Genomic DNA, 20158 nt, shown 5'->3' with positions numbered 1-20158 from the left:
CAAAATTCATCAACTACGATAAGAAAACAATATCGTAGAAGCCGAGTTCATCATGGACCTCAAACAGCTGCGCTACTTCGTCGCGGTCGCCGAAGAACTGCACTTCGGACGCGCCGCAGCCCGCCTGTGCATCTCGCAACCGGCGCTGAGTTTCGATATCAAGAAGCTGGAAGGGCAGCTGGATATCCAGTTGCTCAATCGCAACAACAAGTCCGTGAGCCTGACCAACGCAGGCCAGGTGCTGCTGAACGAAGCGCGCTACCTGCTGCTGCGGGCCGACCAGGCTCGGCGCCTGACCCAGCGCTCGGCCGAGGGTTTTGCCGGGCGCCTGAGCGTGGGCTTCGTCAACTCGATCCTGCACCGTGGCCTGCCCCAGGCGGTCAAGGCCTTCGAGCGCGATCACCCGGACACCGAGATCGTGCTGATGGAAATGAACAGCGCCGATCAGGCCCAGGCCCTGCAACGCGGCCAGATCGATATCGGCTTCGTCCACGGCGGCACCTTCGCCGCCGGTATCCACAGCGAACCGCTGCTGGCCGAACCCTTCCTCTGTTGCCTGCCCCTGAACCACCGACTGGCACAGCAGACGCGAATCGACCTGGCGCTGTTGGCCAACGATGATTTCATCCTGTTTCCGCGAGAGGTCTCACCGCACTACCACGACCTGATCATCGCCCGCTGCGTGGCCGCCGGCTTCAGCCCGCGCATCCGTCATGAGACCCGGCTCTGGCAAACGGTGGTGGCGATGGTGGTGCATGAGATGGGGGTGGCGCTGGTACCCCAGACCCTGGCCATGCTCGGCCAGGCTGGCGTGCGTTACTGCGAGATCGAAGGCAGCGGCGCCTCTTCCGAGATCCTGGCGATCCATCCGGCGGGCCAACCCTCAGCCGCCGCCGAGAGTTTCCTGGCGATGTTCAAGTCTTTGCTGCAACCCACAACCACGGGCAGTTGAGCCCTGCGCCGCGATACGAAATCACGTATCAAACCATAAGATTTAATCATTATATTTTTCGATTCCCGCCTGTATAGGCTCCAGCGGCCGGACCGTGCATGAAGCGATGCACACGGCGCAGGCGCACATAACAATAACAAGCAGGAGTTGAACATGACCGCCGCCCAGGAAGCTGCCGCCCACCAGAAAGCCCGCAAGGCGGGCATCGCCTCGTTCATCGGCACCACCATCGAGTGGTATGACTTCTACGCCTACGGGATCGCCGCCGCCCTGGTGTTCGGCAAAGTGTTCTTTCCCGCCGACCTGCCCCCCGGCACCGCTACCTTGCTGTCCTTCCTGACCCTGTGGGCCGGCTTTGTCGCCCGCCCCATCGGCGGCATCATCTTCGGCCACATGGGCGACAAGATCGGCCGCAAGACCACCCTGGTAATCACCCTGATCATGATGGGCGTGGCCACCACCTGCATCGGCCTGCTGCCCAGCTACCTGCAGGTCGGCATCTGGGCGCCGATTGCCCTGGTGACGCTGCGGATCATCCAGGGCATCGCGGTGGGCGGCGAATGGGGCGGGGCGATCCTGATCGCCAGCGAAAGCGCGCCCAAGGGCAAGGGCATCCTGTATGCCGCCTTTGCCCAACAAGGCTCCCCGGCCGGCAACCTGCTGGCGACCCTGGTGTTCTTCGGCCTCAGCGCCCTGCCCACGCCGGACTTTCTGCTCTGGGGCTGGCGCATTCCCTTCCTGCTGTCGGCGCTGCTGGTGATTGTCGGCATGGTCATTCGCCTCAAGCTCGAAGAGTCTGATGACATGAAGCGCCTGATCGAGCAGAAGAAGACCGTCAAGCTGCCGATTCTCGAAGTGCTGCGCGATCACTGGCGGTTAGTGCTGCTGGGCGCCGGCGTGCTGCCGATCATCCACGTGACCTATTTCAAGAGCACCTTTGCCCTGTCCTGGGCCACCAAGGAACTGGGCTACTCCCAAGGCAGTTTCCTCAGTGTGATCGTCATCGCCCTGGTGGTGCAGTTCATCACCCAACCCCTCGGCGCGGTGCTGGTTTCGCGCATCGACATGCGCAAGGCGATGGTGCTGATGGTGGTGCCGGAGTTGCTGCTGATGCCGGCGATGTTCTTCGCCGTGGAGACCGGCAACTACTGGATCGCCGTGCTCGGCATGTGCCTGGCCACGGTGCCGCACTCGATGTTCTATGGCGCGGTGGGCGGCATCCTGGCCCGGGCCTTTCCGACCCGGGTGCGCTACAGCGGGCTGTCGATCTCCTATCAGTTGTGCTCGCTATTGGTAGGAGGCGCCACCCCGGTGCTGGCCCAGAGCATTCTCAACAGCACCGGCAGCATCGTCGGCGTGGCCATCGCCTCGGCCTGCTACACCCTGGTCTCGCTGGTGTGCATGCTGGCGCTGCTCAAGCGCATCGGCCACAACGCCGCCGAGCTGTCCACCGCAGAGCAGGCGGACGCCGACGAACTGGCTCGACAGGCGCAGGACCACACGCCCCTGCTACGTCCTGTGGATAACGACGCCAGCAGCCAGCAAACAGCCGCAGAAAGCGAGCTGCAACCCGCACGCTGAATCCCTCAGGCCACGGCCTGTTTCTCAAGCAGGGCCTGGAGCGTGCGCCGCTCATGCTCCAGCAGCCAGCGCTTGCGCCACAGGCCGCCGCCGTAGCCGGTCAGGGAGCCATCGGCGCCAATGACCCGATGGCAGGCAATGACGATGGAGATCTGGTTGGCACCATTGGCCCGGGCCACTGCACGCACCGCAGACGGCGAACCGATCTGGTTCGCCACCTCGGCATAGCTACAGGTGCTGCCCAGGGGAATGGCGCGCAAGGCTTGCCAGACCGTGCGGGTAAAGGGCGAGGCATTCATCGCCAACGGCGTGGCGAAGTGGACTGACTCACCAGCGAAATAGCTACGCAGTTCGACTTCAATCTGATCGATCGGGGCAAAACGCCCGAAGCCGATGGTCGAGCCGCTGTTCTTCTGCAGGTGCTGCAACTCACTCGCCAAGGCCGGCCGATCGAAGAACTCCAGCAGATGCAGGACCTGAGCGTCAGCCACCGCCAGCATCACGCCGATGGGGGTCTGCAGCCAATCCACCTTGAGTAGCTCGCGTCCCCGCAGGTTCGATGGCGGCTGACCCGCCAGACGACTGAATGCACGACGAAAACCGCTGTCGGAGTCAAAGCCGGCACTGATCTGCGCCTCGATCACCGACTCCCCTGAAGACAGCTGCTGCATGCCCTGGCCGATACGCCGCAGGCGGGCCATTTCCAGGAAGGTCACCCCGAAGTAACGCTTGAACGCGCGACGCACGGTGGACGGATCCAGCCCCAGGCGGATCAGGTCATCCTCGTACCAACGGCGTTCGGCATTGTTCTCCAGCTGTTCAAGCAGGGTCTGCACCCAAGGCTCCTGGACCCCGGCCCGCTCCAGGGGACGGCAACGCAGGCAGGCCCGGAATCCCGCTTCGACACAGCCCTTGATCGAACTGAAAAACACGCTGTTCTCGCGCTTGGGTTTGCGCGCGGCACAGGTCAGGCGGCAAAACACGCCGGTGCTTTTCACTCCGACAAAGGCAAACCCCTCGTAGGCCGGATCACGGTCCAGAAGCGCCTGGTAAAGGGTGTCATCGTCTGGGAGCTGGAACAGCAGAGCGGGGTTTTCCATGGCCGTATCCTAAACCTTGAAGCATCAGGTTCGAGCACTCTAAACCTGCGCCTTGCCAACTGCCGCTGAAAAACGGGCGTTGATTCCGAGGCCTCGGTGCACTGGGCAAGCACCACTCAAGATCATGCACTATATTGGTGCAACAACTTGCACTCGCGGGTCATTGCCAGCCCATTTTGGTTCGAAAATACTCAACAGAGCTGGCAAAACGCCACGCAAGCGGGCTTCAAACGCCTGTTTCAGGGCTTGAGCGCTTCTTTTCGGAGCCTTGGTTTGGTTTTTGCATTTTCTCCACATCAGTGCTTAACCCGTGCGCGCAATCCGGGTTCAGTTCCGGTCTTGCCTTGCTTCAAAAGAGGTCAACATTTACCCATGACCATCAGCGATCCACTGCACCGTCTGCTTCTGGACAACCTGACCACTGCCACCATCCTGCTCAATGCCGACCTGCGCCTTGAGTACATGAACCCGGCGGCGGAAATGCTCCTGGCCATCAGCGGCCAGCGCAGCCATGGGCAATTCATCAGTGAGCTGTTCACCGAGTCGGCCGAAGCCCTGAGCTCCCTGCGCCAGGCCGTGGAACAGGCGCACCCCTTCACCAAGCGCGAGGCCATGCTCACCGCCCTGACCGGCCAGACCCTGACCGTCGACTATGCGGTGACGCCGATCCTCAGCAATGGCGACACCTTGTTGCTGCTGGAAGTCCACCCCCGGGACCGTTTGCTGCGGATCACCAAGGAAGAGGCCCAGCTGTCCAAGCAGGAGACCAGCAAGATGCTGGTGCGCGGCCTGGCCCATGAGATCAAGAACCCCCTGGGAGGCATTCGCGGCGCCGCTCAGTTATTGGCCCGAGAGCTGCCGGAAGAGAGCCTCAAGGACTACACCAACGTCATCATCGAAGAAGCCGACCGTCTGCGTAACCTGGTGGACCGCATGCTCGGCTCGAACAAGCTGCCGTCCCTGGCACTGACCAATATCCATGAGGTACTGGAGCGCGTCAGCAGCCTGGTGGAAGCCGAAAGCCAGGGTTGCATCACCCTGGTCCGGGACTACGACCCGAGCATTCCCGACGTGCTGATCGACCGCGAACAGATGATCCAGGCAGTGCTCAATATCGTGCGCAACGCCATGCAGGCCATCAGCAGCCAGAATGAACTGCGCCTGGGGCGCATCACCCTGCGCAGCCGCGCCATGCGCCAGTTCACCATCGGCCATGTGCGCCATCGCCTGGTGACCAAGATCGAGATCATCGACAACGGCCCGGGCATTCCCGCCGAGCTGCAGGACACGCTCTTCTTCCCCATGGTCAGCGGCCGTCCGGACGGTACCGGGCTGGGCCTGGCCATTACCCAGAACATCATCAGCCAGCACCAGGGCCTGATCGAATGTGACAGCCATCCCGGCCACACCACCTTCTCGATCTTTCTGCCTCTGGAACAAGGAGCCCCATCGACATGAGCCGTAGTGAAACCGTGTGGATCGTCGATGACGACCGTTCTATCCGTTGGGTCCTGGAAAAAGCCCTGCAACAGGAAGGGATGACCACCCAGAGCTTCGACAGTGCCGACGGGGTGATGAGCCGCCTGGCCCGCCAAGCGCCGGACGTGATCATTTCCGACATTCGCATGCCTGGCGCCAGCGGTCTCGACCTGCTGGCGCGGATTCGCGAACAGCATCCGCGCCTGCCGGTGATCATCATGACGGCGCACTCCGACCTGGACAGCGCTGTCGCCTCCTATCAGGGCGGGGCCTTCGAATACCTGCCCAAGCCCTTCGATGTCGACGAGGCGGTGTCGCTGGTCAAGCGCGCCAATCAGCACGCCCAGGAGCAACAAGGCCTGGAAGTGCCACCGACCCTGACCCGCACCCCGGAAATCATCGGTGAAGCACCGGCGATGCAGGAGGTGTTCCGGGCCATTGGGCGTCTCAGCCACTCCAACATCACCGTATTGATCAATGGCGAATCCGGCACCGGCAAAGAGCTGGTGGCCCACGCCCTGCACCGCCACAGCCCTCGGGCGGCCTCGCCGTTCATTGCCCTGAACATGGCGGCGATTCCCAAGGATCTGATGGAGTCCGAGCTGTTCGGCCATGAAAAAGGCGCATTCACCGGCGCAGCCAACCTGCGGCGTGGGCGCTTCGAGCAAGCCGACGGTGGCACCCTGTTCCTCGACGAGATCGGCGACATGCCGGCGGAAACCCAGACCCGCCTGTTGCGGGTACTGGCCGACGGCGAGTTCTACCGAGTCGGCGGCCACACCCCGGTCAAGGTCGACGTGCGCATCATCGCCGCGACCCACCAGAACCTGGAAACCCTGGTCCACGCTGGCAAGTTCCGCGAGGACCTGTTCCACCGCCTCAACGTGATCCGCATTCATATCCCGCGCCTGTCGGACCGTCGCGAAGACATCCCGACCCTGGCCCGACACTTCCTCAGCCGTGCGGCGCAGGAGCTGGCGGTGGAGCCCAAGCTGCTGAAGAGCGAAACCGAGGAGTACCTGAAAAACCTGCCGTGGCCGGGCAACGTGCGCCAGCTGGAGAACACCTGCCGCTGGATCACCGTGATGGCCTCCGGGCGCGAGGTGCATATCAGTGACCTGCCGCCGGAACTGCTGAGCCTGCCTCAGGACTCGGCGCCGGTGACCAACTGGGAACAGGCCCTGCGCCAATGGGCCGACCAGGCCCTGGCCCGTGGGCAATCGAGCCTGCTGGACAGTGCGGTGCCAAGCTTCGAGCGGATCATGATCGAGACCGCCCTCAAGCACACCGCCGGCCGTCGCCGTGACGCGGCGGTGCTGCTGGGTTGGGGACGCAATACCCTGACCCGCAAGATCAAGGAACTGGGGATGAAGGTCGACGGCGGCGACGAGGACGAAAGCGAGGAAGGCTGAGCCCTCCCCCCTGCGTAGGAGCTGGCTTGCCAGCGAAGAAGCCCTTGACCCTTGCAACGCGCTGACAGGCGCTTTCGCCGGCAAGCCGGCTCCTACAACAAGGTCAAGCGTGCACCAGGATGGGCTGCATGCACTGCCCGAAGGCACCGGTGCGGCAGTCCGGCTTCAGGTTTCACTTGCGAAAATCTCCGCTTCGAAAACGCAAAAGCCCCGGATTACGGGGCTTTCGGCTTTTTATTCAACCCATGAACGCCTCTGCGGCGAAAACTGGCACGCCACCTGCAATAACCCTGTCACTACCCAGTTTCGGGGACCTTGGTACAGGCAGGCCGGGGATTCCCCTCTTTAACACCGAGCTCGGCACGCATGGCGACGAGCCCAAGGTTTCGGGAACCCCAGTACAGGCAGGCTGGGACTTCCCTCTTTAATAGCCGGCCCTTCACGCACACCGTGACCGGCCATGTTTTCGGGAACCCTGGTACAGGCAGGCCGGGAATTCCCTCTTTAACACCCGGCCCATCACGCGCATCGCGACGGGCCCAAGGTTTCGGGAACCTCAGTACAGGCAGGCTGGGGCTTCCCTCTTTAATACCCGGCCCATCACGCGCATCGCGCTGGGCCACGCTTTCGGGGACCCTGGTACAGGCAGGCCGGGAATTCCCCTCTTTACACCGGGACTGATTGCCCCTGAGGCAATTGGCCCCTCCCGCTTTTGGGGGCCTTGGTACAGGCAGGCCGGGGTTTCCCTCTTTTATTCCTCCCGCAGGTGGATCTCCAGGCGCCAGCGCCCGTCGACCTCGCCTCCGCGCCATTCACCGCGCAGCGCGCGGGCGGCCACCAGGTTCAGCAGCAAGCCCTGGTCCGCCAGGCGGACACGCCAGTTCACATTCCTCTGGTTGACCTGCAATTGGCCGTGCTGCGCATGTCCCTGGGCATCGAACAGCAGCGCCACGGTACCGTCGATGTGCTCACCGTGAACCTTGGGTTCCTGGTTGAACCAAACCACCAGCCCGTCAGGTGCGATTTCGACCTGCTGCAGCTCCACAGGATCGGACTGGGTCAGGCGACCGATCATCAGCCCCACCATCACCCCGACAATCGCCAGGGAGCCGAACACCCGCAGCATTAGCTTCGGTCGCGAGTACTCTTCAGGCGTAGAATGCAGCCTGTCTTTCTCTTCGGAGCCGTGCATGTTTCACGTCATCCTCTTTCAACCAGAAATTCCGCCGAATACCGGCAACGTTATCAGGCTGTGCGCCAACAGCGGCTGCCACCTGCATTTGATCGAGCCGCTGGGTTTCGACATGGACGACAAGCGCCTGCGCCGCGCCGGCCTCGACTACCACGAATATGCCACCCTGCAACGCCATGCCGACCTCGCCAGCTGCCTGGAGAGCCTCGGCCAACCGCGCCTGTTTGCCTTCACTACCAAGGGCTCGCGGCCGTTTCATGATGCCAGCTTCGAGGAAGGCGACGCCTTCCTGTTCGGCCCGGAAAGCCGCGGCCTGCCAGCGGACGTGCTGGACGCCCTGCCCGGCGAACAGCGCCTGCGCCTGCCGATGCGCGAAGGCTGCCGCAGCCTCAACCTGTCCAACACCGTGGCGGTGGCGGTTTATGAAGGCTGGCGGCAACTGGGCTTCAAGTAAGGCCCGGAGATTCGCGGGCAAGCCCGCTCCTACAGGTTTCGCCCGAGCATGAAAAAAGCGCCATTACAGGCGCTTTTTTCATGCTCGGGCGACGCTCTTATTGAACGGTGTTCTCGCCAGCGGACTGCATGCGTTGCAGCTCCTGGGCGTACAGCGCGTCGAAGTTCACCGGAGCCAGCATCAACGCCGGGAACGAACCACGGGTCACCAGGCTGTCCAGCGCTTCGCGAGCGTAAGGGAACAGGATGTTCGGGCAGAAGGCACCCAGGGTGTGGCTCATCGAAGCCTCATCCAGGTTCTTGATCAGGAAGATACCGGCTTGTTGCACTTCAGCGATGAAGGCCACTTCGTCGCCGTTCTTCACGGTCACCGACAGGGTCAGCACGACTTCGTGGAAGTCGGTTTCCAGGGCTTTCTGGCGGGTGTTCAGGTCCAGGCCGACGCTTGGCTCCCACTGCTGGCGGAAGATCGCCGGGCTTTTCGGCGCTTCGAAGGACAGGTCACGCACGTAGATGCGCTGCAGGGAGAATTGCGGTGCGCTTTCGTCTTCGGCAGCAGCAGTGTTCTGTTGGTCAGTCATCTCAGATCCTTCTTGATCTTTAGGTCTATAGGGTTAGGAATTTCAGGCCGCCAACAGCGTGTCGAGCTTGCCGACGCGCTCCAGGGCAAACAAATCATCACAACCACCTACGTGGGTGGCACCGATCCAGATCTGCGGCACGGACGTGCGTCCGGCCTTCTGGGCCATATCGGCGCGCACCTGCGGCTTGCCATCGACCTTGATCTCTTCGAAGGCTACGCCTTTGCTCGTGAGCAGATGCTTGGCCCGCGAGCAGTAAGGGCAGTAATCACTGGAGTAGACGATGACCGTGGACATTACTTCACCAATGGCAGGTTATCGGCTTTCCAGCTGGCAATACCACCGGACAGCTTGGCCGCGGTGAAACCGGATTTCATCAGCTCACGGGCGTGGGTGCCGGCGTGCTGGCCTTGGGCATCCACCAGGATGATGGTCTTGGCCTTGTGCTTCTCCAGCTCGCCGACGCGCGACATCAGCTTGTCCTGGGGAATGTTCAGCGCGCCGACGATGTGGCCGGCAGCGAAGTCCTTGGAAGGGCGAAGGTCGATCACCACGCCCTGCTCACCATTGACCAGTGCGGTCAGTTCACGGGTGCTGAGGCTGCGGCCGCCGCGGCTCAATTCATGGGCGATCAATAGCGCCAGCAGGATAGCGAAGGCACCGGCGAGCAAGTAGTGTTCAGTGGCGAATTGAATCAGGTGAGCAACCATCTAGGAGGTTCCAGGGCGTTAAAATGTCGGCCAGTATACACAGCCCTCCGGGTCGGCCAAACCCCGCCCGGCGGTGACGCCGTCGGAACTTCGCTTTAAACTGCCACTCCCTTTTTCAACACCTCTCTTTTCATTACTTTCCTATCCAGCCACGAGTGGACGCCATGACTACCACGCCTAAACCTTTGGTCCTGATGATTCTGGATGGCTTCGGTCACAGCGAGAGCCACGAATCCAACGCCGTCTATGCGGCCAAGAAGCCAGTCCTGGACCGTTTGTGCGCGAGCATGCCCAACGGCCTGATCTCGGGCTCGGGCATGGACGTCGGCCTGCCGGACGGGCAGATGGGCAACTCTGAAGTCGGCCACATGAACCTGGGGGCCGGTCGCGTGGTGTACCAGGACTTCACCCGGGTGACCAAGTCCATCCGCGACGGTGAGTTCTTCGAAAACCCGACTATCTGCGCTGCCGTGGATAAAGCCGTGGCCGCCGGCAAGGCGGTGCACATCCTCGGCCTGCTGTCCGACGGTGGCGTGCACAGCCACCAGGACCACCTGGTGGCCATGGCCGAACTGGCCTTCAAGCGCGGCGCCGAGAAGATCTACCTGCACGCCTTCCTCGACGGCCGTGACACCCCGCCGAGAAGCGCCCAGTCGTCCATCGAACTGCTGGACGAAACCTTCAAGGCCCTGGGCAAGGGCCGGATCGCCAGCCTGGTGGGTCGCTACTTCGCCATGGACCGCGACAATCGCTGGGACCGCGTGGCCCAGGCCTACAACCTGATCGTCGATGGCCAGGGGCAATTCAACGCCGCCACCGCCCAAGAAGGCCTGCAAGCCGCCTATGCCCGCGATGAGAGCGACGAATTCGTCAAGGCCACCACCATCGGTGAGCCGGTCAAGGTCGAAGACGGCGACGCCGTGGTGTTCATGAACTTCCGCGCCGACCGTGCCCGCGAACTGACTCGGGTGTTCGTCGAAAATGACTTCAAGGACTTCGAGCGTGCGCGCCAGCCGAAACTGGCCGGGTTCGTCATGCTCACCCAGTACGCCGCCAGCATCCCCGCGCCGTCGGCCTTTGCCCCGGGCAGCCTGGAAAACGTGCTGGGCGATTATCTGGCGAAAAACGGCAAGACCCAGCTGCGCATCGCCGAAACCGAGAAATACGCCCACGTGACCTTCTTCTTCTCCGGTGGCCGTGAAGAGCCGTTCCCGGGGGAAGAGCGCATCCTGATCCCGTCGCCGAAAGTCGCCACCTATGACCTGCAGCCGGAAATGAGCGCTCCGGAAGTCACCGACAAGATCGTCGATGCCATCGAGCACCAGCGTTACGACGTGATCATCGTCAACTACGCCAACGGCGACATGGTCGGCCACAGCGGTGTGTTCGAAGCCGCGGTGAAAGCTGTGGAATGCCTGGACCTGTGCGTCGGACGCATTGTCGACGCTCTGGACAAGGTCGGCGGCGAAGCGCTGATCACCGCCGACCACGGCAACGTCGAGCAGATGTCCGACGAGTCCACTGGCCAGGCCCATACGGCCCACACCACTGAACCGGTGCCCTTCATCTATGTCGGCAAGCGCCCGCTGAAAGTCCGAGAGGGCGGGGTTCTGGCGGATGTGGCGCCGACCATGCTCAAGCTGCTGGGCCTGGCACAACCCAAGGAAATGACCGGCAAGTCGATCCTGCTGGACGCCTGAGACTGAAGCAGGTTGCCCCCTGTTGCCTGCGCAAACGCCCGATACACCGTGTCGGGCGTTTGTGCATCAGTCCTGCCTGATGGGCAACGAGGCCAACGCCTGACACAGACACGCGGCGTGCAATGCAAGTACCCGCTGTGACAGTATCCATCGCCCCCTGGAACACTAATCCCCCCGCAGTGTCTCCCTCTGATGAGCAAATTCAGATAGCGCGTTCTGCAACACCGCCCTATAAATGGTAATAATTATCAATTCCATTTAATGGCAGCATGGAGAAATCGAATGAACAAGGCCGCCGTATTTTTTTTAGCCTCTGTCCTGGCAGGCTGCGCAAACCCGACCCACGTCGAACACAAGACCCAAGCCGAAGTGGGTGCGCTCGAGGATCAGCGCACCCAGCTAGAGATGGACACCTACACCGCCGAAAAACTCACCGCCCTGCTCAAGGTCCGCAACCAGCTCGGAGCCGACCAGCCAGGACAACTGAGCGAGCAGATCTCCCGCGAGTTCATGCATACACCTTATGCAGCGGACATGTTGCAGGGCTCGGCGAGCATGGCAGAGAAGCTGGTCGTCGACTTCAGGGGCCTGGATTGCTTCACCTATATGGATTACGTCGAGACATTGCGTAAATCCACCGACCAGGACAGCTTCATCAAGAACCTCATCCAGACCCGCTACGTGAACACCGATGTCCAGTTTGCCAACCGCCGGCACTTCTTCACGGACTGGGCGTATGCCGGACAACCGCTGACCAATGATCTGACTGCACAACTGAGCGCCCACTCAGTGACCGTGACTAAAAAGCTCAATCAAAAGGCTGACGGGGATCTTTACCTGCCAGGCCTGCCCCTGGTCGAGCGCGACATTACCTACATACCCAGTTCGTCGATTGACGAGAAGTTGCTCAGCCGCCTCAAGACCGGCGACTACATTGGCATCTACACCCACCTTCCGGGCCTGGACGTCACCCATACCGGGCTCTTCATCCAAACCGCCGCCGGCCCCGTACTGCGCAATGCATCTTCCAAGAAGATGTACCGCGAGGTCATGGACGCGCCTTTCATGGAGTATGTCCAGAACATCCCGGGCATCGTCGTACTGCGCACGCGGCAAGACCGCCAGGCACTCGAAGAACCATCCGTATCGGAAACCGGCGCATCATCCGCACAACATCCAGACAAGACGCTCGCCCACGGCTGATACCGCCCGCGATCAGCCGCTACCCAGGCAAGACAACAGGCCGGACTGGATCACCGCCCGCGGCAGTAACAGCCCCTGCTCTGATAGCAAAAGGCCCAATAACGGCCCGGAAACGGCTTTTTATGACGAACGCCTCAAAGCAGTTGGCTTTGAGGCGTTTTTTTTGCAGCGATGGGCGGGCATACTAGGCCGTCCCTTTCCCTGGTGTCGCCCGCCTCTATGCTTCGCGCCCTGATTGCCCTTGCTCTGACCTGCCTGCTCCAACCGGCCTTTGCCGACGAGCGCGCGCAAACCCAACAACAGTTGGACGCCACGCGTCAGGACATTACCGAGCTGAAGAAGCTGCTGGGCAAGCTGCAGGAAGAAAAGTCCGGCGTGCAGAAAGAACTGCGCGGCACCGAGACCGAGATGGGCAAGCTGGAGAAACAGGTCGAAGCCCTGCAAAAAGAGCTGAAGAAAAGCGAATCCGAGCTGCAGCGCCTCGATGAGGAGAAAAAAAAACTCCAGAGCGCGCGCACTGAACAGCAACGACTGATCGCCATCCAGGCCCGCGCGGCCTATCAGAACGGGCGCCAGGAATACCTCAAGCTACTGCTCAACCAGCAGAATCCGGAAAAATTCGCCCGCACCCTCACTTATTACGACTACCTGAGCCAGGCCCGCCTGGAGCAGCTGAAGAATTTCAACGAGACCCTGCGCCAACTGGCCAATGTGGAAAAAGACATTTCCCTGCAGCAAGCCCAGTTGCTGGTGCAGAAAAGCAGCCTCGACACCCAGCGTGAAGAACTCGACAAGGTCCGCAAGGAACGTCAACTGGCCTTGGCCAAGCTCAACAACGACGTCAAGGCCCGCGACGACAAGCTCAAGGCCCGTGAACAGGACCAAGCCGACCTGGGCAAAGTCCTGAAAACCATTGAGGAAACCCTGGCACGCCAGGCCCGCGAGGCAGAGGAAGCGCGCCAGAAAGCGCTGATCGCCCAGCAGGAAGCCGAAAAAAAGCGTTTACGTGAGGCCCAGGCCAACACCAGCGATGAGCCGCGCAAGCCAGTCAGATCAAGCCCTGGCGCCCTGGTTTCGAGCAGCGGCCCCTCCTACGGTGGGGCTTTTGCTTCATCCCGGGGAAAACTTCCATGGCCCGTTGATGGTCGACTGCTGGCACGCTTTGGTGAAACCCGTGGCGACGACTCCCGTTCCAAATGGGACGGGGTGATGATCAGCGCCACCGCCGGCAGCCAGGTGCACGCCGTGCACGGCGGCCGGGTGGTGTTTGCCGACTGGCTGCGGGGCGCCGGCCTGCTGGTGATCCTCGATCACGGCAACGGTTACCTGAGTCTCTATGGACACAATCAGACGCTGCTTAAAGAAGCCGGCGATGTGGTCAAGGCCGGAGAGTCCATCTCCACAGTGGGTAATAGTGGCGGACAGGACACTCCTGCGCTGTACTTTGCTATTCGTCAGCAGGGCCGCCCCAGCGACCCGGCACAGTGGTGCCACGCGCAAGGATAAGCGCTGCATCTAAATTAGGAGTTCGTTCGACATGCTGCATTTGTCCCGCCTTACCTCGCTGGCCCTGACGATCGCCCTGGTGATCGGAGCGCCACTGGCGTTTGCCGCCGAAACCGCTCAATCGGCCACCGCCGCGACCACCAAGGCGCCCTTGCCGCTGGAAGAACTGCGCACCTTTGCCGAGGTCATGGACCGCATCAAGGCCGCGTATGTCGAACCTGTCGACGACAAGACCCTGCTGGAAAATGCGATCAAGGGCATGCTCAGCAACCTTGATCCGCACTCGGCCTACCTGGGGCCGGAAGACTTTGCCGAACTGCAGGAAAGCACCAGCGGCGAATTCGGCGGCCTGGGTATCGAAGTCGGCGCCGAAGACGGCTTCATCAAGGTGGTCTCGCCGATCGACGACACTCCGGCGTCCAAGGCCGGGATCCAGGCCGGCGACCTGATCGTCAAGATCAACGGCCAGCCGACCCGCGGCCAGACCATGACCGAAGCCGTGGACAAGATGCGCGGCAAGATCGGCCAGAAGATCACCCTGACCCTGGTACGCGACGGCGGTACACCGTTCGACGTGACCCTGGCCCGCGCCACCATCCAGGTCAAAAGCGTGAAGAGCCAGCTGCTGGAATCGGGCTACGGCTACATCCGCATTACCCAGTTCCAGGTCAAGACCGGCGAGGAAGTCTCCAAGGCCCTGGCCAAGCTGCGCAAGGACAACGGCAAGAAGCTCAACGGCATCGTCCTCGACCTGCGTAACAACCCGGGCGGCGTGCTGCAGGCGGCGGTGGAAGTGGTCGACCACTTCATCACCAAGGGCCTGATCGTCTACACCAAGGGCCGCATCGCCAACTCCGAGCTGCGCTTCTCCGCCACCGGCAAGGACGAAAGCGAAGCCGTGCCGATGGTAGTGCTGATCAACGGCGGCAGCGCCTCGGCCTCGGAAATCGTCGCCGGCGCCCTGCAGGACCAGAAACGCGCGGTGCTGATGGGCACCACCAGCTTCGGCAAGGGCTCGGTGCAGACCGTGCTGCCGCTGAACAACGACCGTGCACTGAAGATCACCACTGCGTTGTACTTCACTCCCAACGGGCGCTCGATCCAGGCCCAGGGCATTGTCCCGGACATCGAAGTGCGTCGCGCCAAGATCACCAGCGAAGCTCAGGACGGCGAGTACTTCAAGGAAGCCGACCTCCAGGGCCACCTGGGCAACGGCAACGGCGGCGCCGACAAACCGAGCAGTTCGACGGGCAAGGCCAAGCCGATGCCGCAGGATGACGACTACCAGTTGGCCCAGGCCCTGAGCCTGCTCAAAGGGTTGAGCATCACCCGCGGCAAATGATTGAACCCTTCGCCGGCAAGCCGGCTCCTACAGGAGCTGGCTTGTGTAGGAGCTGGCTCGCCAGCGAAGCGCCCGCCAGGGCGCCCATCCCCCCTAAAGGCCTGATCCCGATCCGATGATTTCCCGCTGCTCCCCCCTGTTCCGCTCATTCCGGGCCCCGCTGCTCAGCCTGCTGTGCCTCTTGCCCCTTGCGAGCCAAGCCGCCGAACCCACAGCCGCTGCACCCAAGGCCTACCTGAGCCTGATCATCGACGACCTCGGCCAGAATTTGCCCCGTGACCGCCGCGTACTGGCCCTGCCCGGCCCGGTGACCACGGCGATCATGCCCGACACCCCCCACGCTGGCGAATTCGCCCGCGAGGCCCACCGCGCTGGCAAGATCGTCATGCTGCACATGCCCATGGACCCAGCCACCGGGCCTTTCGCCTGGCACCCCGACCTACCCATCGAAGAGCTGCAAAAACGCCTGGAGGCGGCCTTCCAGGTCGTGCCCTACACCAGTGGCATCAACAACCATATGGGCAGCCGCATGACCGCCCAGCCGCAAGCCATGGCCTGGTTGATGGGTGAGTTGCAACGGCGCCACAAGTTCTTCGTCGACAGCCGCACCAGCGCGCAGACCGTGGCTGCCGCCGAGGCGCAGAAGATCGGCCTGGCCAGTGTTTCCCGGGACGTGTTCCTCGACGACGAGCGCACCGAAACGGCGATTGCCCAGCAGTTGCAGACCGCCATCAAGCTGGCCCACAAGCAAGGGTCGGTGGTGATCATCGGCCATCCCTATCCGCAGAGCCTGGCGGTGCTCGAGCGCGAGTTGCCCAAGCTCAAGGCCCAGGGCATCGAGTGGATTGATATCAAGTCGATGATCAGCCTGCGCAGCAACAAGGCCATGGCCGGGCATGGCAAGGATGGTGTGTATCGTTAGGCCAGTTCCTGCTGGGGCTTTGTAGGTACTGGCCTGCCAACCAAGCGTTTAGAGATAGCGCCCCATGATCTCTTCCACCAGCCCTTCTTTGCGCATCTCGTCCAGGGCCGCCTGGAGCTTGGCCACTACCTCGTCGGACACGTCCTTGTTCAAGGCCAGGTACAGCTCGGCGCTGTTGAAACGCAGCACGGTCTTGAGGCCGCCGATGCCTTCCTGCTTGGCCAGGTAGCGGCCGGCCGGGTCGCCGGTGGCCCACAGATCGATCTGCCCAGCCACCAGCTTCCTGGCGTTGTCCTGATCGCGCAGTACCACTTGCGGCGCCAGCCCCTGCTTGGTCAGGGTTTCGGCAATCGCATCGCCCTTGTAGGCGCCGATCTTGTACTTGCGCGCCTGCTCCAGGGATTGGAGGTTGATCTTGCTGTCACCCTTGGCCAGCATGATCCAGTCATCCGGACCGATAGGTCCGACCCACTTGAACAGCGGTTCGCGGTCCGGCAGGCGCGCCATGACAAACACCCCATAGCCCGGTTGCTTCAGGGCCAGCTTGTAGATGCGTTCCCAGGGAAAGCGCAGGGTCAGGCTGTAATTGATTCCGGCACGCTTGAACATTTCGCGGACGATATCCACGGCGATGCCGTCGATATTTTCGCCCTGAGCGAAGTTCTTGCCGTTCTTGGCCATGTTGTAGGGGGGGAAGTTTTCTGTCAGCAACACCAGGGAGGTGTCGGCGGTTTCAGCGGCGCGGGCAATACCGCCAAGGAGGAACGAGGCGCTGGCAACAACCACAAGAAGACGTTTGAGCATAACGGGCTACCGGAATCCATGGCGTGCTCAAGAGTGCCGTGAGCCCGCCATGCTGTCCAGTGGCTATCGCACAACAATCCCGCGCTGGGCCATGTAAGCCTTGGCCTCGGGAACCGTGTACTCACCGAAGTGGAAGATGCTCGCCGCCAGCACTGCGCTGGCGTGGCCTTCAATGATGCCGTCGGCCAGATGCTGGAGATTGCCGACACCGCCGGAGGCGATCACTGGAATGCCCAATGCATCGCTGATGGCCCGGGTCACGCCCAGGTCAAAGCCGTTCTTCATGCCGTCCTGGTCCATGCTGGTGAGCAGGATCTCGCCGGCCCCCAGGCCTTCCATCTTCTTTGCCCATTCCACTGCGTCCAGCCCCGTGGGCTTGCGCCCGCCGTGGGTGAAGATTTCCCAACGCGGAATTTCACCCGGGCCGGAGACCTTCTTCGCGTCGATGGCAACCACGATGCACTGGGAACCGAAATGCTGCGCCGCTTCGCCAACGAACTCGGGGTTGAACACCGCAGCGGTGTTGATCGAGACCTTGTCCGCGCCGGCATTGAGCAGGTTGCGGATGTCCTGCACGGTACGCACGCCACCGCCCACGGTCAGCGGGATGAACACCTGGCTGGCCATGCGCTCGACGGTATGCAGCGTGGTGTCGCGCCCGTCGACGCTGGCGGTGATGTCGAGAAAAGTAATCTCGTCAGCGCCCTGCTCGTCATAACGACGGGCGATTTCCACCGGGTCGCCGGCGTCACGGATGTTCTCGAACTTGACGCCCTTGACCACCCGGCCGTTGTCCACGTCCAGGCAAGGGATGATGCGTTTGGCCAATGCCATGACGAGTCCTCAGCCTGGATACGAATCGCAGAAAGCCTGGGCTTCTGCGACGTCGAGAGTGCCTTCGTAGATCGCGCGCCCGGTAATGGCGCCGATGATTCCCGGAGCCTTGGCATCCAGCAGGGCCTTGATATCACCCAGGTTGTGGATACCGCCGGAAGCGATCACCGGAATCTTGGTGGCCGCCGCCAGGGCTGCGGTGAAGGGTACGTTGCAGCCCTGCATCATGCCGTCTTTGGCGATGTCGGTATAAACGATGGCGGACACGCCGTCAGCTTCGAACTGCTTGGCCAGGTCGATCACCTGCACGGTGCTGATTTCAGCCCAGCCGTCGGTGGCGACAAAACCATCCTTGGCGTCCAGGCCAACAATCACCTTGCCCGGAAACGCGCGGCAGGCTTCGGCGACGAAGGCCGGATCTTTCACCGCTTTAGTGCCGATGATCACGTAGCTGACGCCAGCCTTGACGTAGTGCTCGATGGTTTCCAGGGAACGGATACCGCCACCGATCTGGATCGGCAGGTTGGGGTAGCGCTTGGCGATCGCGGTGACCACCTCGCCGTTGACCGGCTGGCCTTCAAAGGCACCGTTCAGGTCCACCAGATGCAGACGACGGCAGCCCCCCTCAACCCACTTGGCAGCCATGCTCACCGGGTCATCGGAGAACACCGTGGAATCTTCCATGCGGCCCTGGCGCAGACGTACACAGGCACCGTCTTTAAGATCGATAGCGGGAATAATCAGCATCTGGCAAACCTTCAAATTCGATTGTTCAGCTTCACTCGAAAATCAGTTTTTCTCGAGCGCCCACAGGTCGCTTTCGATGCTCTCGAACCTCTCTTTGAGGTGCGTCTGCACATCGAAAATCGCCCTGTTGTAATAGTGCGGAGCAATTTCACGGGTAAACAGCTCAAGAATCTCCGCTGCTTCGAACGAACCCAGATCGAGTTCGAAGCGGTCTTCCATGAAGCGCTTGATCTTGTGTGTCGCCTCACTCTCCTGTTCGGTGGTGAGGGTCAGGATCGGCGGCTTGGATTTCTTGATCGCCATTTACCAGCGACCGTCCCAGGCGGCGAAGTTCTGCAGTAACTGCAGGCCATGGGTATGGCTCTTCTCCGGGTGGAACTGCACGGCGAAACGCGAGCCGTCGGCCAACGCCGCAGCGAAGTCCACGCCATAGTGACCACTACCCACCACCTGCCGGGCATTGCCGGCCGCGATGTAGTAACTGTGCACGAAGTAGAAGCGCGCCAGGTCCGGAATGTTGTGCCACAGCGGGTGTTCCACCGCCTGCTGCACTTCGTTCCAGCCCATGTGCGGCACCTTGAGGTGCTCGCCATCCTCGATCAGGCCCTTGCCGAAGAACTTCACCTGGCCCGGGAACAGGCCGATGCAGTCGACGCCAGCGTTCTCTTCGCTGTGGTCCAGCAGGGCTTGCATGCCCACACAAATGCCCAGGAAGGGACGGTCCTGGCTGACTTCGCGCACCAGGGTGTCGAAGCCCAGGCGACGGATCTCGGCCATGCAATCGCGGATCGCGCCGACGCCGGGAAACACCACCCGGTCGGCTTCACGAATCACACTGGCATCGCTGGTGATCAGGACCTTGCCGGCACCCACGTGCTCCAGGGCCTTGGCCACCGAGTGCAGGTTGCCCATGCCGTAGTCGATAACGGCGACGGTCTGCATTACAGCACGCCCTTGGTCGACGGCATCTGGCCGGCCATACGCTCATCCAGCTCGACGGCCATGCGCAGCGCGCGGCCGAAGGCCTTGAACACGGTTTCGATCTGGTGGTGGGTGTTGGTGCCACGCAGAGTGTCGATGTGCAGGCTGACCAACGCGTGGTTGACGAAGCCCTGGAAGAACTCCTGGAACAGGTCAACGTCGAAACCGCCAACGGTGGCGCGGGTGAAAGGCACGTGCATCTGCAGGCCGGGGCGGCCGGAGAAGTCGATCACCACACGAGACAGGGCTTCATCGAGGGGCACATAGGCGTGACCGTAGCGACGAATGCCTTTCTTGTCGCCAATGGCTTTGGCGAAAGCCTGGCCGAGGGTGATACCGACATCCTCCACGGTGTGGTGGTCGTCGATATGCAGGTCGCCCTTGCTTTCGATGTCCAGGTCGATCAGCCCGTGCCGGGCGATCTGGTCCAGCATGTGCTCAAGGAAGGGCACGCCGATATCGAATCGGGCCTTTCCGGTGCCATCCAGGTTGATCGAGGCTTTGATCTGGGTTTCCAGAGTGTCGCGCTCGACAGATGCCTTACGTTCGGCCATCACCAGCTCCGCAAAATCATTGGGCGAAAAAGGCGAATAGTATAGGCCCGAGGACGGCTAAACAGAAACACGTCGGACAATATCCTGACAGGCGCCAGCCAATGG

General features: G+C 61.9%; 21 protein-coding genes. 10 read left to right on the top strand and 11 right to left on the bottom strand.

Features of this window, described 5'->3' with window-relative positions; translation table 11 throughout:
* The first annotated feature begins 52 nt into the window (after positions 1-52).
* Both GV819_RS05880 and GV819_RS05875 read left to right on the top strand, forming a co-directional pair.
* The gene (locus GV819_RS05880; protein ID WP_161754396.1) at positions 53-952 is read left to right on the top strand and encodes a LysR family transcriptional regulator; all 900 of its coding nucleotides are present in this window, start codon (positions 53-55) and stop codon (positions 950-952) included.
* 153 nt (positions 953-1105) lie between these two features.
* Positions 1106-2533 (top strand): MFS transporter, encoded by a 1428-nt coding sequence (locus GV819_RS05875; protein WP_256667369.1) that lies wholly within the window; start codon positions 1106-1108, stop codon positions 2531-2533.
* A 5-nt stretch (positions 2534-2538) separates the two neighbouring features.
* Here the strand turns inward: GV819_RS05875 and GV819_RS05870 are convergent, their stop codons facing one another.
* Positions 2539-3633, bottom strand: a complete 1095-nt coding sequence (locus GV819_RS05870) for a bifunctional transcriptional activator/DNA repair enzyme AdaA (RefSeq protein WP_161754394.1) — start codon at positions 3631-3633, stop codon at positions 2539-2541.
* Between the two features lie 372 nt (positions 3634-4005).
* Here GV819_RS05870 and glnL point away from each other — a divergent pair, with 372 nt between their 5' ends.
* The gene (gene glnL / locus GV819_RS05865) at positions 4006-5091 is read left to right on the top strand and encodes a nitrogen regulation protein NR(II) (RefSeq protein ID WP_161754392.1); all 1086 of its coding nucleotides are present in this window, start codon (positions 4006-4008) and stop codon (positions 5089-5091) included.
* Positions 5088-6524, top strand: a complete 1437-nt coding sequence (gene ntrC / locus GV819_RS05860; RefSeq protein WP_161754390.1) for a nitrogen regulation protein NR(I) — start codon at positions 5088-5090, stop codon at positions 6522-6524. The genes glnL and ntrC overlap by 4 nt, the downstream gene beginning before the upstream one ends.
* A 751-nt stretch (positions 6525-7275) precedes the next feature.
* Here ntrC and GV819_RS05855 read toward each other — a convergent pair.
* The gene (locus GV819_RS05855) at positions 7276-7716 is read right to left on the bottom strand and encodes a hypothetical protein (protein WP_161754388.1); all 441 of its coding nucleotides are present in this window, start codon (positions 7714-7716) and stop codon (positions 7276-7278) included.
* Here GV819_RS05855 and GV819_RS05850 point away from each other — a divergent pair.
* Complete coding sequence (locus tag GV819_RS05850) at positions 7715-8170, top strand: tRNA (cytidine(34)-2'-O)-methyltransferase (protein WP_161754386.1); 456 nt, start codon at positions 7715-7717, stop codon at positions 8168-8170. The genes GV819_RS05855 and GV819_RS05850 overlap by 2 nt on opposite strands.
* Positions 8171-8267: 97 nt before the next feature.
* Here the strand turns inward: GV819_RS05850 and secB are convergent, their stop codons facing one another.
* From secB to GV819_RS05835, 3 genes are read right to left on the bottom strand one after another with little or no spacing between them, the layout of a single operon-like run.
* Positions 8268-8750: a protein-export chaperone SecB gene (gene secB, locus GV819_RS05845; RefSeq protein WP_161754384.1), complete on the bottom strand. Its 483-nt coding sequence runs from the start codon at positions 8748-8750 to the stop codon at positions 8268-8270.
* A gap of 42 nt (positions 8751-8792) precedes the next feature.
* The gene (grxC, locus tag GV819_RS05840) at positions 8793-9047 is read right to left on the bottom strand and encodes a glutaredoxin 3 (protein ID WP_161754382.1); all 255 of its coding nucleotides are present in this window, start codon (positions 9045-9047) and stop codon (positions 8793-8795) included.
* Positions 9047-9460, bottom strand: coding sequence for a rhodanese-like domain-containing protein (locus tag GV819_RS05835; protein WP_161754380.1), 414 nt, complete (start codon positions 9458-9460; stop codon positions 9047-9049). Before GV819_RS05835 ends, grxC begins: the two co-directional genes overlap by 1 nt.
* A 164-nt stretch (positions 9461-9624) precedes the next feature.
* On the opposite strand from GV819_RS05835, the gene gpmI reads away from it, so the two are divergent.
* From gpmI to GV819_RS05810, 5 genes are all read left to right on the top strand, one after another.
* Positions 9625-11160: a 2,3-bisphosphoglycerate-independent phosphoglycerate mutase gene (gene gpmI, locus GV819_RS05830; protein ID WP_161754378.1), complete on the top strand. Its 1536-nt coding sequence runs from the start codon at positions 9625-9627 to the stop codon at positions 11158-11160.
* Between the two features lie 282 nt (positions 11161-11442).
* A complete protein-coding gene (locus tag GV819_RS05825; protein WP_161754376.1) occupies positions 11443-12363 on the top strand; it encodes a DUF1460 domain-containing protein in 921 nt (306 codons plus the stop codon).
* A gap of 219 nt (positions 12364-12582) precedes the next feature.
* Positions 12583-13869 (top strand): murein hydrolase activator EnvC family protein, encoded by a 1287-nt coding sequence (locus GV819_RS05820; protein WP_161754374.1) that lies wholly within the window; start codon positions 12583-12585, stop codon positions 13867-13869.
* Positions 13870-13900: 31 nt separating this feature from the next.
* The gene (locus GV819_RS05815; protein WP_161754372.1) at positions 13901-15211 is read left to right on the top strand and encodes a S41 family peptidase; all 1311 of its coding nucleotides are present in this window, start codon (positions 13901-13903) and stop codon (positions 15209-15211) included.
* A 115-nt stretch (positions 15212-15326) separates the two neighbouring features.
* Positions 15327-16133 carry a divergent polysaccharide deacetylase family protein gene (locus tag GV819_RS05810; protein WP_161754370.1) on the top strand — a complete coding sequence of 269 codons (807 nt, stop codon included), beginning with the start codon at positions 15327-15329 and terminating at the stop codon, positions 16131-16133.
* A 48-nt stretch (positions 16134-16181) separates the two neighbouring features.
* On the opposite strand, the gene GV819_RS05805 is transcribed toward GV819_RS05810, so the two are convergent.
* The 6 genes from GV819_RS05805 to hisB form a co-directional block, all read right to left on the bottom strand.
* On the bottom strand, positions 16182-16937 hold the full coding sequence (locus GV819_RS05805) for a substrate-binding periplasmic protein (protein WP_161754368.1): 756 nt from the start codon (positions 16935-16937) through the stop codon (positions 16182-16184).
* A gap of 63 nt (positions 16938-17000) precedes the next feature.
* Positions 17001-17771: an imidazole glycerol phosphate synthase subunit HisF gene (gene hisF, locus GV819_RS05800; protein ID WP_161754366.1), complete on the bottom strand. Its 771-nt coding sequence runs from the start codon at positions 17769-17771 to the stop codon at positions 17001-17003.
* Between the two features lie 9 nt (positions 17772-17780).
* Positions 17781-18518, bottom strand: coding sequence for a 1-(5-phosphoribosyl)-5-[(5-phosphoribosylamino)methylideneamino]imidazole-4-carboxamide isomerase (hisA, locus tag GV819_RS05795; protein WP_161754364.1), 738 nt, complete (start codon positions 18516-18518; stop codon positions 17781-17783).
* A 42-nt stretch (positions 18519-18560) separates the two neighbouring features.
* Positions 18561-18821, bottom strand: a complete 261-nt coding sequence (locus GV819_RS05790; protein WP_123724143.1) for a DUF2164 domain-containing protein — start codon at positions 18819-18821, stop codon at positions 18561-18563.
* The gene (hisH, locus tag GV819_RS05785; protein ID WP_161754362.1) at positions 18822-19460 is read right to left on the bottom strand and encodes an imidazole glycerol phosphate synthase subunit HisH; all 639 of its coding nucleotides are present in this window, start codon (positions 19458-19460) and stop codon (positions 18822-18824) included. It abuts the gene before it with no gap.
* Entirely contained in the window at positions 19460-20053 is a 594-nt protein-coding gene (hisB, locus tag GV819_RS05780) for an imidazoleglycerol-phosphate dehydratase HisB (protein ID WP_025128392.1), read from the bottom strand. Before hisB ends, hisH begins: the two co-directional genes overlap by 1 nt.
* Positions 20054-20158: the final 105 nt, after the last annotated feature.

This window comes from Pseudomonas sp. Fl5BN2 (assembly GCF_009908205.1).
GTDB lineage: Bacteria > Pseudomonadota > Gammaproteobacteria > Pseudomonadales > Pseudomonadaceae > Aquipseudomonas.
Note: the sequence above shows the minus strand (reverse complement) of the source record. Positions and strands in the feature narration are given on the sequence as shown.

What these genes read in the sequence shown, in the direction of transcription:
- GV819_RS05880 (WP_161754396.1), top strand. Translation starts at nt 53, where the DNA reads ATGGACCTCAAACAGCTGCGCTACTTCGTCGCGGTCGCCGAAGAACTG.
- GV819_RS05875 (WP_256667369.1), top strand. Translation starts at nt 1,106, where the DNA reads ATGACCGCCGCCCAGGAAGCTGCCGCCCACCAGAAAGCCCGCAAGGCG.
- GV819_RS05870 (WP_161754394.1), bottom strand. Translation starts at nt 3,633, where the DNA reads ATGGAAAACCCCGCTCTGCTGTTCCAGCTCCCAGACGATGACACCCTT.
- glnL (WP_161754392.1), top strand. Translation starts at nt 4,006, where the DNA reads ATGACCATCAGCGATCCACTGCACCGTCTGCTTCTGGACAACCTGACC.
- ntrC (WP_161754390.1), top strand. Translation starts at nt 5,088, where the DNA reads ATGAGCCGTAGTGAAACCGTGTGGATCGTCGATGACGACCGTTCTATC.
- GV819_RS05850 (WP_161754386.1), top strand. Translation starts at nt 7,715, where the DNA reads ATGTTTCACGTCATCCTCTTTCAACCAGAAATTCCGCCGAATACCGGC.
- GV819_RS05855 (WP_161754388.1), bottom strand. Translation starts at nt 7,716, where the DNA reads ATGCACGGCTCCGAAGAGAAAGACAGGCTGCATTCTACGCCTGAAGAG.
- secB (WP_161754384.1), bottom strand. Translation starts at nt 8,750, where the DNA reads ATGACTGACCAACAGAACACTGCTGCTGCCGAAGACGAAAGCGCACCG.
- grxC (WP_161754382.1), bottom strand. Translation starts at nt 9,047, where the DNA reads ATGTCCACGGTCATCGTCTACTCCAGTGATTACTGCCCTTACTGCTCG.
- GV819_RS05835 (WP_161754380.1), bottom strand. Translation starts at nt 9,460, where the DNA reads ATGGTTGCTCACCTGATTCAATTCGCCACTGAACACTACTTGCTCGCC.
- gpmI (WP_161754378.1), top strand. Translation starts at nt 9,625, where the DNA reads ATGACTACCACGCCTAAACCTTTGGTCCTGATGATTCTGGATGGCTTC.
- GV819_RS05825 (WP_161754376.1), top strand. Translation starts at nt 11,443, where the DNA reads ATGAACAAGGCCGCCGTATTTTTTTTAGCCTCTGTCCTGGCAGGCTGC.
- GV819_RS05820 (WP_161754374.1), top strand. Translation starts at nt 12,583, where the DNA reads ATGCTTCGCGCCCTGATTGCCCTTGCTCTGACCTGCCTGCTCCAACCG.
- GV819_RS05815 (WP_161754372.1), top strand. Translation starts at nt 13,901, where the DNA reads ATGCTGCATTTGTCCCGCCTTACCTCGCTGGCCCTGACGATCGCCCTG.
- GV819_RS05810 (WP_161754370.1), top strand. Translation starts at nt 15,327, where the DNA reads ATGATTTCCCGCTGCTCCCCCCTGTTCCGCTCATTCCGGGCCCCGCTG.
- GV819_RS05805 (WP_161754368.1), bottom strand. Translation starts at nt 16,937, where the DNA reads ATGCTCAAACGTCTTCTTGTGGTTGTTGCCAGCGCCTCGTTCCTCCTT.
- hisF (WP_161754366.1), bottom strand. Translation starts at nt 17,771, where the DNA reads ATGGCATTGGCCAAACGCATCATCCCTTGCCTGGACGTGGACAACGGC.
- hisA (WP_161754364.1), bottom strand. Translation starts at nt 18,518, where the DNA reads ATGCTGATTATTCCCGCTATCGATCTTAAAGACGGTGCCTGTGTACGT.
- GV819_RS05790 (WP_123724143.1), bottom strand. Translation starts at nt 18,821, where the DNA reads ATGGCGATCAAGAAATCCAAGCCGCCGATCCTGACCCTCACCACCGAA.
- hisH (WP_161754362.1), bottom strand. Translation starts at nt 19,460, where the DNA reads ATGCAGACCGTCGCCGTTATCGACTACGGCATGGGCAACCTGCACTCG.
- hisB (WP_025128392.1), bottom strand. Translation starts at nt 20,053, where the DNA reads ATGGCCGAACGTAAGGCATCTGTCGAGCGCGACACTCTGGAAACCCAG.